The organism is Leptospira meyeri (assembly GCF_004368965.1).
Classification (GTDB): domain Bacteria; phylum Spirochaetota; class Leptospiria; order Leptospirales; family Leptospiraceae; genus Leptospira_A; species Leptospira_A meyeri.
In genome coordinates this window covers 203789-217811 of the sequence record NZ_SORO01000001.1, presented here as the reverse complement: position 1 = coordinate 217811, position 14023 = coordinate 203789, and the positions used below count along the sequence as shown (strand labels likewise).

The following is a 14023-nucleotide window of genomic DNA, read 5'->3' as shown; positions in this document are numbered from 1 at the left end:
CTAGAGAACCTCCGGAGCGAGAGATATAATTTTCATGTATTTTTTATCGCGAAGTTCACGAGCAACAGGTCCGAAGATCCTGGTTCCTTTTGGATTTCCTTTGTCATCAATGATGGCAACGGCATTGTCATCGAATCGAATGTAAGTTCCATCTTGACGACGAACTTCTTTTTTCGTTCTCACAACAACGGCTCTTTGAACTGCTTTGTTATGCACTTTTTTACCTTGCCCGTCACGAAGACCGTATGCAGGTTGTGCTTCTTTCACAGCGACGATGATTTCGTCACCAAGCGTAGCGTAGCGTTTTTTTGAACCGCCAAGCACTTTAACGCACATGACTTTTTTCACACCCGAGTTATCGGCTACTTGTAAAATAGTTTCTTGTTGGATCATACTAATTTCGCCTTCTCAATTACCTTTACAAGTTTATGGTGTTTCTGTTTAGAAAGTGGTCTTGTTTCCACAGCGATGACTCGATCACCAACTTGACACTCGTTCTTCTCATCGTGAATTTTCACGCGAGAAGTTCTGGTCATAATCTTCTTAAACCGTGGGTGCACTTTTCTTGTGATGATTTCGATCACTACGGTTTTTTCCATAGCATCGCTCACGACTACACCCTGAATGGTTAAAGACTTTTTAGAGTTTTTATCTTCCATAACCTACTTCTTCTTACCTTTGCTAGTTTTGGCAGCTTTAGGAGCTGAACCAGCCTTTGGTGCGATTTGTTTGAGTTTGCCCTGTGCGGTTAGTTCCTTCTCACGAAGGACAGTTAACGCTTGGGCAATTCTCTTCTTATGATTGCGGATTAGTTTTGGGTTCTCAAGAGATCTTGTGACACCAAACTGGAATCTTGCTTTTCTTACTTCTTCGGAAGAGGAAAGAATTTCTTTCTTCAAATCTTCTGGAGATAGTGATTTGAAATCGTCTTTCATAGAACGTTCCTCTTAACAAATGAAGTTTCTACTGGCAGTTTGAAAGCCGCCAAATGAAGGGCTTTTCTTGCTGTTTCTTCATCAATCCCCGCCATTTCAAAAAGAACACGGCCCGGACGGATCTCAGCAATCCAGAATTCTGGGTTACCTTTACCTTTACCCATACGAGTTTCGGCAGGTTTTTTAGTGATAGGAAGATGAGGGAAGATCCTGATCCACAATTTCCCACCTCGTTTGACTTGGCGGTTAATAGTAATCCTTGCAGCTTCGATTTGTCGCGCAGTGATACGACCGGAAGAGATGGCTTTTAAACCATACTCTCCGAACGCAACGTAAGAACCTCTTTCGTCCTTACCTTTTAAGCGCCCTCTTTGGCGTTTTCTAAATTTTACTCGTTTAGGTGCTAACATGATTGTTTCTCTTTAGTACTTCTTAACTCGTTCTACGTTTTACAGCGTATTTATCTTCATCGGACTCTTCCTTAGTTGGGAAGTAGTCACCTGTATAAGTCCATACTTTCACACCAATTTGTCCAAAAGTCGTGAGAGCTTCTTTGAATCCAAAATCAATTTTAGCACGAAGAGTATGAAGAGGAACTCGTCCTTCCATATACTTTTCTGTCCTTGCCATATCTGCTCCGTTTAGTCGTCCAGAGATTTGGATTTTTACGCCTTCTACCCCACCGCGCATGGCACGACGAAGTTCTGCTTTCATCACTCGACGAAATGGCATCCTTTGTTCGATTTGAAGGGCAACCGTTTCAGCAATTGCTTGTGCAATGACTTCTGGTTTTTTCACTTCGATGATATTCATCCCAATCGGTTTATCAGCGTATTTTTTTAGCTCTTGTTTTACCGCTTCAATGTTTTGGCCTTTTTGCCCAATTACCATACCTGGTTTAGAAGTATGGAGGTTCACGTTGATTTTTTCAGGGAATCTTTCGATTACGATTTTAACAACGGAAGCGTTTTTGAATTTCTTCTGAAGGAATCTACGGATCTTGATATCTTCGTGAAGATTTTTAATGTAATCTTGTTTGGAATACCAAATTGAATCCCAGTTACGTGTGATTCCGATTCGTAGTCCGATTGGATTTACTTTTTGACCCATAAATTAGCTAACCTTCTTTTCGATTTCAGATACGACAACAGTGATGTGGCTTAGGCGTTTACGGATCCTAGAAGCACGTCCTCGTGCTCTTGGACGGAAACGTTTCATGATAGGACCGTCATCCACATAGATTTTTTTAACGTAAAGTGAACTTGGGTCCAAACTTTCGTTCATTTGGACTGCGTTCGCCACTGCTGAGTTCAAAAGGTTGATGATCATTGAACTTGCTGCTTTGTTTGTAAAACGCAAGATATCAATGGCTTCCTTATAATCGTATCCACGAACTTCATCAGCAACCAGGCGAGCTTTTCTGGCAGAAATTCTGAGGTGTTTTCCTACTGCTTTTGCTTCCATCTCTCTACCTATTTCTTCGCTACTTTTTTGTCCCCACCATGACCTTTGAAGGTTCTAGTGGGAGCAAATTCACCGAGTTTATGGCCGATCATGTTTTCGTTAACATATACCGGAACAAACGCTTTGCCATTATGAATCATTACGGTGTGACCGATCATGTCTGGATAAATGGTACTTCTTCTGGACCAAGACTTGAAGGGAGTTTTTTTCCCTTCAGAGTTTAAGTTGGTAATTTTTTTCATGAGGTGGTCGTCAATGAACGGACCTTTTTTTAAGCTTCTAGCCATGATTATCTAGACCCTACCTATTCCTGTTTTTCTTACGTCTTTGGACAATAAAACGGTCAGACGGTCTAGTCTTACGTGTTTTAAATCCTTTCGTAGGTTTACCCCAAGGAGTCACTGGGTGACGTCCTCCGGAAGTTCTACCTTCACCACCACCGAGTGGGTGGTCCACAGGGTTCATAACGACCCCTCTTACTTTCGGTCTTTTTCCTAACCAACGGTTACGTCCCGCTTTACCAATGATCACTAAGTTGTGGTCTTTGTTGGAAAGTTCTCCGACCGTTGCTAAGCACTCTTTACGAACCTTACGGATTTCCGAAGAAGGAAGTTTGAGAGATACATAGTCACCATCTTTAGCGGAGATCACAGCAAAAGATCCTGCTGTGCGAGCGATTTGACCGCCTTTTCCGATATGGAGTTCAATGTTGTGAACGTTAGTTCCAGCAGGTATTTTATCTAAAGGAAGTGTGTTCCCTAGCTTGATTTCTGCATTGGCACCAGACTCAATTTTATCACCTACTTTAAGTCCGTTAGGAGCTAAAATGTATCGGTATTCTCCGTCCGCATAGCAGACCAGAGCAATAAAAGCAGAACGGTTTGGATCATACTCGATTGTTTTTACAGTTGCAGGGATTCCAAATTTATTACGTTTGAAATCGATGATCCGGAACTTTCTTTTGTTACGTCCACCTTTCCGTCTAACAGCAATACGTCCCTTGTTGTCACGACCAGCTTTATAAGAAATGTTGGCAGTGAGCGGTTTGTAAGGAACCACTTCAGTGATTTCTTTGAAATCTAGAACCGAGTAGTAACGGCTAGACTGCGTTGTGGGTTTAAGTTTTCTAATTCCCATAATTAAACCTTAGCAAAATCCAAATTTGCTCCGTCAGCAAACGTCACGACAGCTTTTTTGTAGTGAGGTCTTGGGGACGGCATGTTTCTAAAACGTTTCATTTTCCCGCGATAAACGGCTACGTTTACAGCTGTCGGAACTACGTTATACATTTGTTTCAGGGCTTGTTTGATCAAAGTTTTGTTCGCATCCGGGTGGACTTTGAACGTATACTTGACAGTTCTTTTTCCCATACGTTCTCCAATTGATTGAAGGTCTTGCGACTTTTCGGTAACAACTGGTGATAAGATTACATTCTCTAGGTTCACTGTCTTATCCTTTCTTAGAATACTGAGCCTGAAGCTCTTTTAAAGCGCTTTCAGAGATTACTAAATTGTTATTATAGAGGATGTCTCGGCAAACGACTCGTTTGCTGTTCACATATTTGAGGTTCTCTATATTGCGAGTGGATTTTTTGAGGAATTGGTTTTCACCAGCTACCACAAAACCCACGTTACCCTTCTCTGCAATGTCCATGTTCTTCAAAATGTTGTAGATGGACTTTGTGGAGTAAGAAGAAGGTTCTACGTCTTCTATGATCACGATTCTGTTTTCTTCTGCCTTTTTGTTAAGGATGGAGAGAACAGCCTTTTTCTTTACGCTGCGTGACAAGTTAGAGGAATAATCTCTTGGTTTTGGTCCATGAATGATACCACCACCAACGAAATGAGGTGCCCTGATGGATCCTTGTCTTGCACGACCAGTTCCTTTTTGAGCCCAAGGTTTGATTCCCCCACCGCGAACTTCGGAACGATCCTTAGTAGAATGTGTTCCTTGTCTATTGTTCGCATTTTCAGCTTTAACCGCATCATAGATGGCTCCAAGCGAAATGCCGGTAGCAAATAATTCTGCCGGAAGTTCAACTTCGCTTACGAATACGCCTTCTTTATTGTATTTACGCGCTTTCATGTTCTACCTATCTATCCGATTTTTTCTATCGTAACGATACCATGTTCCCTTCCTGGAACCGGACCGGATACAAATACCAAGTTGGCGTCTGCATCAATTTTTACTACTTTCAGGTTTCGAACAGTGCTCTGTTCAGAACCCATTCTTCCACCCATTTTCAAACCCTTGAACACACGTCCAGGAGTTGTGTTGGAACCAATCGAACCAGGGTGTCTTTGGAATCTGGAACCGTGCCCAGCAGGACCACCAGCAAAACCGTGGCGCTTCACGACACCTTGAGTTCCCTTACCCTTAGAAGTTCCGGTTACCTTCACCGTGTCATTCAAAGCAAATACATCTGCGAGTTTTACCTCAGCACCTACTGCTACGTCTTCAAAACCTTTGAATTCAATCAGAGTTTTTTTCGGAGTGGCAATGTTTGCTTTTTTAATGTGTCCAGCTTCTGCCTTCGTTATGTGTTTTTCCTTGGCATCACCAAATGCTAACTGAACAGCTTCATAGCCGTCGTTTGCAGAAGTTTTTACCTGGGACACAAAACAAGGACCCACGCGTAAAACAGTTACAGTAACCATCTTACCTTCATTATTGAATATGTGGGCCATGCCCAATTTTTCGCCGATTAAACCTTTAGCCATGGATCCTATCCTTAGGATTTAATATCTACGGAAACTCCAGCAGGGAGTTGAAGCTTCATCAGGGCTTCTACCGTATCTTCATTCGTATTTAAAATATCGATGAGTCTCTTGTGAGTTCTCATTTCAAATTGTTCTCTAGCTTTTTTATTCACGTGCGGAGAACGTAATACCGTGTAGATTTCTTTTTTCGTTGGGAGTGGGATTGGACCGGAGACAGTAGCTCCGGTCCTCTTCGCAGTCGCAACGATTTCAAAGGTTGATTGGTCAATCAACCGATGATCGAAAGCTTTTAACTTAACGCGAATTCTTTGTCCAGCCATTGCGATTACTCAACGATCTCCGCAACAACACCAGAACCGATAGTTCGTCCACCCTCACGGATAGCAAATTTCAAACCTTGGTCCATAGCAATTGGGTGGATAAGCTCGATTGACATCGTAACGTTATCTCCCGGCATAACCATCTCCATTCCACCAGGAAGGTTACAAACACCAGTGATGTCTGTAGTTCTGAAGTAGAACTGAGGACGGTAGTTGTTAAAGAATGGAGTATGACGTCCACCTTCGTCTTTAGTAAGAACGTAAACTTCCGCTTTAAATTTTCTGTGTGGAGTGATTGTACCCGGTTTCGCAAGAACTTGACCTCTTTCGATGTCTTCTTTTTTAGTTCCGCGAAGAAGAGCACCAATGTTGTCTCCTGCTTCTGCTTGATCGAGTAGTTTACGGAACATCTCAATACCAGTAACAACTGATTTAGATGTATCACGGATACCAACAATTTCGATCTCGTCGTTGATCTTAAGAACACCTTGCTCCACACGACCAGTTGCAACAGTTCCACGACCAGTGATTGAGAATACGTCCTCAACTGGCATAAGGAAAGGTTTATCAACAATACGTGTAGGGTTTGGAACGTAAGTATCAACAGCTTCCATAAGTTTCAAAATAGATTTCATTCCTAGGTCGGAATCTTCACCTTCAAGAGCTTTTAATGCAGAACCAGAGATGAAAGGTGTTTTGTCACCAGGAAAGTTGTATTTGTTAAGAAGGTCTTTGATTTCCTCTTTCACCATCTCAACCATATCGTCTCTTTCATCAGCAGCAAGCATGTCCGCTTTGTTTAGGTAAACCACGATGTAAGGAACCCCTACTTGGCGAGCAAGAAGGATGTGTTCTTTTGTTTGTGGCATAGCACCGTCAGTTGCAGATACTACGAGAATCGCAGCGTCCATCTGAGCAGCACCAGTAATCATGTTTTTAACATAGTCCGCGTGTCCCGGGCAATCTACGTGCGCGTAGTGACGGTTTGGAGTTTCATACTCCTGGTGAGACGTTGCAATAGTAATCCCACGAGCCTTTTCTTCGGGCGCGTTGTCGATTTGGTCGTAAGCAATCGCTTTGTTTTTTCCACCAACTAACTTCGCAAGCGTTGTTGTGATTGCTGCTGTTAGGGTTGTCTTACCGTGGTCAACGTGACCAATTGTTCCGATGTTTAAGTGTGGTTTTGAACGGTCAAATTTTTCTTTAGCCATTGTTAGAATCTACTCCTCAATCGTGGTGCAAGACCCGATCCTCGGTTCTTTACTCCTTTAAAACTGCATGAAATTCATAGGTAAAAGCAGTCCTTTCCCAAGAAATGCCAATCCCTTTGGTCATGTTTCTAAGAGCCCCTGAAAAGCCAAGCAGGTTTTGGGCCGGTGCATTGGCTTTTAAGTGACTCTTCCCTGCCACAGCTTCCCAGATGGATACCACCTTAGCACTTCTGCGACTTAGATCAGAAAGAACTACACCTAAGTGGTCCGCATCCACCATCACTTCTACTTCCGTGAGGGGTCCGACCAAATACGTGTTGGATGGAAACAATTCCTTTATACCCGAAAGTATCGCTACTTTCAAAAGCGTTAAAGTGACTTGCAAATCCCCTTTCGGCATCTCATACGAGAGGACACGAAGTTTGAGACCTGCAACTTCCTCGCCGTAAAACCCATGTAAGCAGGCTTCCAAAAAGGACGTTTCAATCGAATTTTTTACTTCTTCCGGAAGACTTACCTCGAAGGCAATTTGCTTCGAAAAATCGGCAGTATCTTCCAGGACTGCGATGAGCGCGCCGCTTGATTTTTGATCTTCAAAGGCACGATGCTCTAGGGCAACCTTATGAGACATTTTTTTGAGAAGCTCTATTTTGGCAATGTTTATCGAACTAATTAAGAGTTTTTTTTCCGTTCTTTCGGTAACCCTTCGGATTCCGATTTCTAAATGTAGTTCCCCTCGCCCCAGGAGTACCAACTGTCCAGTTTCATCCTTACTTTGCACTTGGTATCCCGGGTCTTCCCAAACCAGTTCCACCAAGCGACATAACCAAAACTCCTTGTCCGCAGATTCCTCTGGTTCCAAAACAAAAGAAAATGGACTGGGGGACCGATCTGATGGAGGTGACTCCTCATCAAGTCCAGCCGAAGAGGAAATCACCACTGGATGGCCAGGCAAAAGTAGTAAGTCCCTGTGATTTTTGAGTATGACAAGTTTTCCCTTTTCTAAACTTTTGAGAGCCTCTTCCGTCTCCGGGTCAAAGAAGGTAAACAAAGAATCCTGAATTACCTCAGATGATCTGCCTTCGGAAGCAGCACTCTTATAGGGAAGTAAAGATTTCTCAATTTTAAGAAGTTCGTCTGAACTTAACTCTTTTGTGGGATAAACGACCGCATACCGACCGATCCCATGACCAGTCCTCCGGGATAAAACAAGAAGTGGCAGCCCAATTGAAGTTTGGCTTCCTGTCTCTTTTGGTTCCGTCCAGAGAACTAAATCCAAAAGCTCCCGAACCCCTTCTCCGGTTTTGGCAGAACCTCCATATACTGGATAGAGTTTTCCGAAAACAGGTCCGCTTCGAAGACCGATCAACGAATAATCGGTTTGACCCAACGCATCGTTCCAGGAAGAAATCATGAGTTCATCATTCCAAGACATCAGTTCGTCTTTTACCGTTTTGGGAAAACGATCGGGGTCTTTTAGATAGTATTCAATCTTTCCCTCTGCATTCTTTTGAAATAGAGAAACTGGAGCACCGCCCAAAATTTCTTCCAAGGAGACAAGTGTGTCTAAATAATCCTCATCAAAGCGGTCCAGTTTGTTGATAAAAAATACCATCGGAACATTTGTTTTTTTCAGTTCTTCAATCACAAGCCGGGCCTGGGATTGGACTACGGTTCCCGCTTCTAAAACCACAATGGCAGTTTCCATAGCAGGCAAAAGGTCTGTGACTTGGTTTCGAAAATCAATATGGCCGGGTGTGTCCACGAGTTGGATTTGAAACTCACCAAAGGTTGTTTTCCAAGGGATTGAATGGAAAGTGGTACGAATCGAAATTCCTCTTTCGATCTCTTCTTGTAAGGAATCCGATTCGGTATTTCCATCTTCAATGGATCCTACTGCCGAAATTTTCCCAGCTTCGAATAAGATTCGTTCGGTGAGAGTGGTTTTCCCCGAATCGATATGAGCAAAAATTCCAACAGTTCGGTATTTCATAAATTTGTTACGTTAAAATAAAAAAGCCAGGTTTTCACCTGGCTTATCAATGTTTGGAATCGAATGGAGAAAACTACCAGCGGTAGTGAGAGAAAGCCTTGTTGGCATCTGCCATCTTTCTGATATCTTCTTTTTTCTTGATCGCAGAACCAGTGCCTTTTTGTGCTTCCATAAATTCTGCAGCCAATTTATTCTTCATTGATTTTTCGTTTCTATCACGGCTGTAACGAATGAGCCATCTGATTCCAAGAGCGAGTCGTCTTTCCGGACGAACTTCGATTGGAACTTGGTAAGTAACCCCACCCACACGACGAGATTTTACTTCTACTTGTGGTTTTGCATTTTCCAAAGCTTCTTGGAAAACTTGGTAAGGATCTTGCCCTGTTTTTTTAGCAATTACTTCTAAAGCATCGTAGAACACGGCTTCAGCAACACTCTTTTTACCATCTACCATTAGGCAGTTGATAAACTTAGAAATCACTTTGTCATTGTATTTAGGATCGCCTTCGATGTGGCGCGGTTCAACTTTTCCTCTTCTTCTTGACATATACCTTTCTCCGATTACGCTTTAGGACGCTTAGCGCCGTATTTTGAACGTCCTTTACGACGTTTGTCTACACCGAGTGTATCCAGTGTTCCACGAATGATATGATAACGAACCCCTGGTAAGTCTTTTACCCTTCCCCCACGGATGAGAACAACGTTGTGTTCTTGGAGGTTGTGACCTTCACCAGGAATATAAGCAGTGACTTCAATTCCAGTTGTGAGGCGAACCCTTGCTACTTTACGAAGAGCTGAGTTCGGTTTTTTAGGAGTAAAGGTCATTACCCTAGTGCAAACTCCACGTCTTTGTGGGCATGCTTTAAGGGCAGGAGATTTAGTTCTTTTCTTTTGGTCTTCTCTTCCAATTCGGATGAGCTGGTTAATTGTAGGCATTCGATTCCTTCTTCTACTTCTCTGTCTTTAAAAAAATAATGACGTTTTCGTCCAAAATTCCAGATAGCGACATTTTGTAAACGAAAACATGATTTTGTCCCCAGAAACTCTTACGAATTACTAGGGACAAAGTTTGGTTTAATCGTCGTCGTCTTCATCGTCCGAGTCATCAGACTCTTCTTCCAACTCATCTTCATCCTCGTCCTCTTCGGCAACAAGTCGAGAGAGTGTGGCAGTGGAAACAGGAGCCGACTCGGAAAGTTCGGAAACTTCTTCTTCCTCTTCCTCCGATTCCAGATCCCAATCCAAATCCCCAGGAAGGTCTTTGAAAACTTCAATGTCACGGTATTTTTTCATGCCTGTTCCCGCAGGGATCATGTGACCAATGATTACGTTTTCTTTCAGACCCATGAGGTTGTCTGTTTTTCCTTTGATCGCCGCATCCGTTAGAACCTTTGTTGTTTCTTGGAATGATGCAGCCGAGAAATAAGACTCAGTGTTGAGGGATGCTTTTGTTAATCCCAGAAGGACAGGAGTTCCTTGTGCCGGAGATCCCCCTTCTTTTTCCACTCGGTCGTTTTCTTCATCAAAGAGGAATTTATCCACTTGTTGTTGGTTCACAAAGGATGTGTCCCCACTATCTGTGATAATCACCTTACGCAGCATGGAACGAACCACAACTTCGATGTGTTTATCATTGATATGAACCCCTTGTAAGCGGTAAACTTCCTGAACTTCCGAAACTAAGTATTCGTGAAGAGCATTTGGTCCTTTGATCGCAAGGATATCATGCGGGTCAAAATTTCCTTCATCCAACTGGTCTCCGCGTTTCACAAAGTCACCCTGGCGAACACGGATTTGTTTTCCGATTGGAATTGCTACTTTTACTTTTTCTTGTTCCGCTGTTTCAGGAATGATGTATAATATTCGTTTTTCTTTAACGATTTCACCTTTGTCTTCGATTTTACCGTCAATTTCTGCAAGTGTGCAGGCATCTTTCGGACGACGAGCTTCGAAAAGTTCATCTACCCTTGGGAGACCACCGGTGATATCTCGCGTTTTTTCAGCCACAGACGGGATTTTGAAGATCACATCCCCTTCCCTGACCTTGTCTCCATTTTGGAATTGGAGAAGAGCGTCCACTGGAACAGAGTATTCATCGGATCCGACAAGAACCTTAGGAACGAGACGATCTTTTTTCTGTTCTACCACTTTTAAGATGATATTAGAAGTTTTTGGATCCACGTCACGACGAACGTTCTTACCGATTTCTAAATCTTCCCATTGGATAGTCCCTGCAGTTTCCGATACAGCCACTTCATTGTAAGGGTCAAACTCAGCGAGGGCTTTGTTTTCTTCTACGATTTGGGCTTCTTCTGCTTTTAAGATGGTTCCGATTTTCACGGGAATTACAATATCATCACCAAGGATACGTAGAGTGGTTCCTACAAGAGAAACAACTCCCGCTTGGTCAGAAGTGATGCGTTGTTCTGTGGATTCACCCACTTGTGTCGCAAACACTTCCCCTTTTTCTAATCGTTGGCCATCTACAATCCGCACACTCGAGAGAGACTCTGTATTGAACTCTTGGATGAGTCGGTTGACAATGATGGTTCCACGGCGTGCGAAAACTTTCGCTCCGTTTGCATTTGTCACCAAACGACCGTTTATTGATTTAACTAAGGAACGGAAAGGAACTTTGTGTTCTTTCTCTTGGATCGTGGCAGATGCTGCTCCACCCACGTGAAAAGTTCTCATCGTAAGCTGTGTTCCCGGTTGGCCGATGGACTGAGCGGCGATGGTTCCAACTGCTTCTCCAATTTCCGCAGGAACAAGACGTGCCATATCCATACCGTAACATTTTGTACAAATACCGTGACGGGATCGGCAAGTGAGAGGTGATCTTACTTTGATTTTATCATAACCAAGGTTTTCGATCTGTTGGCCGAGCGCTCTTGTGATGAGTGTATCTTTTGGAAACACTACTTTTTCAGTCACAGGATCCACTAAGTCTTCTGCTGTGTATCGACCGAACACTCTGTCTGCAAGGGAAACAATGACGTTCTCACCTTCTTTTACGATACCAAGAGTGATGTTTGCTTTGGTTCCACAATCATCTTCCGAAACAATTACGTCCTGAGAAATATCCACAAGACGACGAGTGAGGTAACCGGCATCGGCAGTTTTTAACGCCGTATCCGCAAGACCTTTCCTTGCACCATGTGTTGAGATAAAAAATTCTAAGACCCCAAGGCCTTCACGGAAGTTAGAACGAATCGCAAGTTCAATGATTTCCCCGGATGGTTTCGCCATAAGACCCCGCATCCCTGCAAGCTGGCGAATCTGTTGTTTGGATCCACGGGCACCGGAAGCGGCCATGACGTAAACCGGGTTAAATCCCGCTTGGTCTTTTTCGAGTTCCTTAAACATCCCTTCCGTAATCCGGTCATTGGTTTTTGTCCAAATTTCGATTACCTTTTTACGACGTTCTTCGTTCGTAATGATCCCTTTACGATACTCCATATCCGCTTTTTCTACTTCTTTGTTAGCATCATTGACGAGTCCTTCTTTTTGAGGAGAAACTCGGATGTCATCAATCGAGATGGTAGGAGCAAATACAGTTGCATAACGGTATCCAAGTCGTTTGATTTCATCTAACATCACAACTGTGGTGCCAGGTCCAAACTTCTCGTAAACATCTGCAATAATTTTGTTTGTTTCTTTATCACCTAGAGTTCTGTTGATGTAAACATACCCTTTTGGCATCACTTGGTTGAAGATAAGTCTTCCAGGTGTGGTTTCGATGATTTTCCCTTCGTGTAAAACGGAAATTTTGGAACGAATTTCAACGGTTTTCGTTTCGATCGCATACATCACCTCTTCAAGACCAGTGAAAAATTTCCCTTCACCCTTAGCGTCTTTTACTTCAGAAGTGAGGTAATAAATTCCAAGTACGATATCTTGTGTTGGTCCACAAATCGGTTGTCCGTTGGCAGGGTTTAGAATGTTATGCGGAGATAACATGAGCATCCAAGTTTCAAGCTGTGCTTTTGGAGCGAGCGGAACGTGGATTGCCATTTGGTCCCCGTCAAAGTCTGCGTTAAACGCATGACAAACGAGTGGGTGGAGTTTGATTGCCTTTCCTTCTACAAGGACAGGTAAAAATGCTTGGATCCCAAGTCTATGGAGAGTTGGCGCACGGTTGAGGAGAACTGGGTGTTCCTTGACTACAGTTTCCAATACATCAAAAACTTCTTTGTCTTCTGCTTCGATTTTTTTCTTCGCAGACTTGATGTTTGGTGCAAGTTCCAAATCCACAAGGCGTTTCATAATGAATGGTTTGAATAGTTCCAAAGCCATTTTTTTAGGAAGACCCATTTGGTGGTATTTGAGTTCTGGACCGACAACGATCACCGAACGACCAGAGTAATCCACACGTTTCCCGAGTAGGTTTTGGCGGAATCGGCCTTGTTTTCCTTTGAGCATATCGGAGATAGATTTTAAAGGTCTATTTCCTTTTCCTTTCACAGTTCGTTTGCGACGGCTGTTATCAAAAAGAGCATCCACTGCTTCTTGTAACATACGTTTTTCGTTACGAACAATGATCTCTGGAGCTTTCAAAGCAAGGAGTCGTTTGAGTCGATTGTTTCTATTGATCACACGACGATACAAATCGTTCAGGTCGGAAGTTGCAAAACGCCCTCCCTCTAATTGAACCATCGGGCGAAGTTCTGGTGGGATGACCGGAACCACATCAAGAACCATCCATTCAGGACGGTTTCCAGAATCACGGAACGCTTCCAAAACTTCTAGGCGTTTGAAAATACGTTTGTCGGAGATTTTGTTTTTATCTTGGATCTTTTGGCGGATCACACGAGCTTCTGCATCCACGTCGATACGTGCGAGAAGTTCTTTGATGGCGTCCCCACCGATACCTGCGATAAACTTATCACCGTATTCATCTAAATAATTATGGTATTCATCTTCATCGATGAGTTCCCCTCTGTTCCTTCCGGAATCAGCAGGGTCAATGATCACATATTTCTCAAAGTAAAGAACACTTTTGAGTTGGTTGATGGTCATATCAAGAAGTAGTCCCATACGAGATGGAACAGAACGGTAATACCAAATATGCGACACTGGTGCTGCAAGTTCAATATGACCCATTCTTTCACGACGCACTTTGGAGTGAGTTACCTCAACCCCGCATTTGTCGCAAACCACTCCCTTATAACGGATGGATTTGAATTTACCGCAGTAACATTCCCAATCCTTAGTGGTTCCGAAGATTTTTTCACAGAAAAGACCATCTCGTTCCGGTTTTAGGGTACGGTAGTTGATCGTTTCTGGTTTTTTAACTTCCCCGAAAGACCACTCTTTGATCCGCTCGGGTGATGCCAAACGGATTGTAATCGATTCAAAACTATTGTAATTTCTCATACTT

17 protein-coding genes are annotated in these 14023 nt (G+C 43.1%); all 17 read right to left on the bottom strand.

Translation table 11 applies throughout. The features are described 5' to 3' along the window. The 17 genes from rplN to rpoC all read right to left on the bottom strand — a co-directional run bounded on the left by rplN (position 1) and on the right by rpoC (position 14019). Positions 1–393 (bottom strand): 50S ribosomal protein L14, encoded by a 393-nt coding sequence (gene rplN, locus CLV96_RS01025; protein WP_004783909.1) that lies wholly within the window; start codon positions 391–393, stop codon positions 1–3. After that, positions 390–659, bottom strand: coding sequence for a 30S ribosomal protein S17 (gene rpsQ, locus CLV96_RS01020; protein ID WP_004783792.1), 270 nt, complete (start codon positions 657–659; stop codon positions 390–392). Before rpsQ ends, rplN begins: the two co-directional genes overlap by 4 nt. A 3-nt stretch (positions 660–662) precedes the next feature. After that, positions 663–935 (bottom strand): 50S ribosomal protein L29, encoded by a 273-nt coding sequence (rpmC, locus tag CLV96_RS01015; RefSeq protein ID WP_004783533.1) that lies wholly within the window; start codon positions 933–935, stop codon positions 663–665. Next, positions 932–1345 carry a 50S ribosomal protein L16 gene (rplP, locus tag CLV96_RS01010; RefSeq protein ID WP_002974545.1) on the bottom strand — a complete coding sequence of 138 codons (414 nt, stop codon included), beginning with the start codon at positions 1343–1345 and terminating at the stop codon, positions 932–934. Before rplP ends, rpmC begins: the two co-directional genes overlap by 4 nt. A 22-nt stretch (positions 1346–1367) precedes the next feature. Then, complete coding sequence (rpsC, locus tag CLV96_RS01005) at positions 1368–2045, bottom strand: 30S ribosomal protein S3 (protein ID WP_004783866.1); 678 nt, start codon at positions 2043–2045, stop codon at positions 1368–1370. Positions 2046–2048: 3 nt separating this feature from the next. Further along, positions 2049–2399, bottom strand: coding sequence for a 50S ribosomal protein L22 (rplV, locus tag CLV96_RS01000; RefSeq protein WP_004783773.1), 351 nt, complete (start codon positions 2397–2399; stop codon positions 2049–2051). Between the two features lie 8 nt (positions 2400–2407). After that, on the bottom strand, positions 2408–2686 hold the full coding sequence (rpsS, locus tag CLV96_RS00995) for a 30S ribosomal protein S19 (protein WP_020777946.1): 279 nt from the start codon (positions 2684–2686) through the stop codon (positions 2408–2410). Positions 2687–2699: 13 nt separating this feature from the next. Next, positions 2700–3536: a 50S ribosomal protein L2 gene (gene rplB / locus CLV96_RS00990; RefSeq protein WP_004783514.1), complete on the bottom strand. Its 837-nt coding sequence runs from the start codon at positions 3534–3536 to the stop codon at positions 2700–2702. Between the two features lie 2 nt (positions 3537–3538). After that, a complete protein-coding gene (locus CLV96_RS00985; protein WP_004783612.1) occupies positions 3539–3844 on the bottom strand; it encodes a 50S ribosomal protein L23 in 306 nt (101 codons plus the stop codon). A 4-nt stretch (positions 3845–3848) separates the two neighbouring features. Then, a complete protein-coding gene (gene rplD / locus CLV96_RS00980) occupies positions 3849–4484 on the bottom strand; it encodes a 50S ribosomal protein L4 (RefSeq protein ID WP_004783952.1) in 636 nt (211 codons plus the stop codon). Between the two features lie 11 nt (positions 4485–4495). Next, complete coding sequence (gene rplC, locus CLV96_RS00975) at positions 4496–5119, bottom strand: 50S ribosomal protein L3 (protein ID WP_020777475.1); 624 nt, start codon at positions 5117–5119, stop codon at positions 4496–4498. An 11-nt stretch (positions 5120–5130) separates the two neighbouring features. Beyond that, the gene (gene rpsJ, locus CLV96_RS00970; protein ID WP_002974412.1) at positions 5131–5439 is read right to left on the bottom strand and encodes a 30S ribosomal protein S10; all 309 of its coding nucleotides are present in this window, start codon (positions 5437–5439) and stop codon (positions 5131–5133) included. A gap of 5 nt (positions 5440–5444) precedes the next feature. Continuing rightward, positions 5445–6650 (bottom strand): elongation factor Tu, encoded by a 1206-nt coding sequence (gene tuf, locus CLV96_RS00965; protein WP_002974170.1) that lies wholly within the window; start codon positions 6648–6650, stop codon positions 5445–5447. Positions 6651–6699: 49 nt separating this feature from the next. Then, positions 6700–8643, bottom strand: coding sequence for an elongation factor G-like protein (locus CLV96_RS00960; protein ID WP_004783824.1), 1944 nt, complete (start codon positions 8641–8643; stop codon positions 6700–6702). 73 nt (positions 8644–8716) lie between these two features. Continuing rightward, entirely contained in the window at positions 8717–9190 is a 474-nt protein-coding gene (rpsG, locus tag CLV96_RS00955; protein ID WP_004783967.1) for a 30S ribosomal protein S7, read from the bottom strand. A 14-nt stretch (positions 9191–9204) separates the two neighbouring features. Then, complete coding sequence (gene rpsL / locus CLV96_RS00950; RefSeq protein WP_004783543.1) at positions 9205–9579, bottom strand: 30S ribosomal protein S12; 375 nt, start codon at positions 9577–9579, stop codon at positions 9205–9207. A gap of 138 nt (positions 9580–9717) precedes the next feature. Continuing rightward, entirely contained in the window at positions 9718–14019 is a 4302-nt protein-coding gene (gene rpoC, locus CLV96_RS00945; RefSeq protein WP_004783957.1) for a DNA-directed RNA polymerase subunit beta', read from the bottom strand. Positions 14020–14023: the final 4 nt, after the last annotated feature.

What these genes read in the sequence shown, in the direction of transcription:
- rpsS (WP_020777946.1), bottom strand. Translation starts at nt 2,686, where the DNA reads ATGGCTAGAAGCTTAAAAAAAGGTCCGTTCATTGACGACCACCTCATG.
- rplC (WP_020777475.1), bottom strand. Translation starts at nt 5,119, where the DNA reads ATGGCTAAAGGTTTAATCGGCGAAAAATTGGGCATGGCCCACATATTC.
- rplP (WP_002974545.1), bottom strand. Translation starts at nt 1,345, where the DNA reads ATGTTAGCACCTAAACGAGTAAAATTTAGAAAACGCCAAAGAGGGCGC.
- rpoC (WP_004783957.1), bottom strand. Translation starts at nt 14,019, where the DNA reads ATGAGAAATTACAATAGTTTTGAATCGATTACAATCCGTTTGGCATCA.
- rpsQ (WP_004783792.1), bottom strand. Translation starts at nt 659, where the DNA reads ATGGAAGATAAAAACTCTAAAAAGTCTTTAACCATTCAGGGTGTAGTC.
- rpsG (WP_004783967.1), bottom strand. Translation starts at nt 9,190, where the DNA reads ATGTCAAGAAGAAGAGGAAAAGTTGAACCGCGCCACATCGAAGGCGAT.
- rplN (WP_004783909.1), bottom strand. Translation starts at nt 393, where the DNA reads ATGATCCAACAAGAAACTATTTTACAAGTAGCCGATAACTCGGGTGTG.
- rpsC (WP_004783866.1), bottom strand. Translation starts at nt 2,045, where the DNA reads ATGGGTCAAAAAGTAAATCCAATCGGACTACGAATCGGAATCACACGT.
- rplV (WP_004783773.1), bottom strand. Translation starts at nt 2,399, where the DNA reads ATGGAAGCAAAAGCAGTAGGAAAACACCTCAGAATTTCTGCCAGAAAA.
- rpmC (WP_004783533.1), bottom strand. Translation starts at nt 935, where the DNA reads ATGAAAGACGATTTCAAATCACTATCTCCAGAAGATTTGAAGAAAGAA.
- tuf (WP_002974170.1), bottom strand. Translation starts at nt 6,650, where the DNA reads ATGGCTAAAGAAAAATTTGACCGTTCAAAACCACACTTAAACATCGGA.
- rpsL (WP_004783543.1), bottom strand. Translation starts at nt 9,579, where the DNA reads ATGCCTACAATTAACCAGCTCATCCGAATTGGAAGAGAAGACCAAAAG.
- rplD (WP_004783952.1), bottom strand. Translation starts at nt 4,484, where the DNA reads ATGAAAGCGCGTAAATACAATAAAGAAGGCGTATTCGTAAGCGAAGTT.
- rpsJ (WP_002974412.1), bottom strand. Translation starts at nt 5,439, where the DNA reads ATGGCTGGACAAAGAATTCGCGTTAAGTTAAAAGCTTTCGATCATCGG.
- rplB (WP_004783514.1), bottom strand. Translation starts at nt 3,536, where the DNA reads ATGGGAATTAGAAAACTTAAACCCACAACGCAGTCTAGCCGTTACTAC.
- CLV96_RS00960 (WP_004783824.1), bottom strand. Translation starts at nt 8,643, where the DNA reads ATGAAATACCGAACTGTTGGAATTTTTGCTCATATCGATTCGGGGAAA.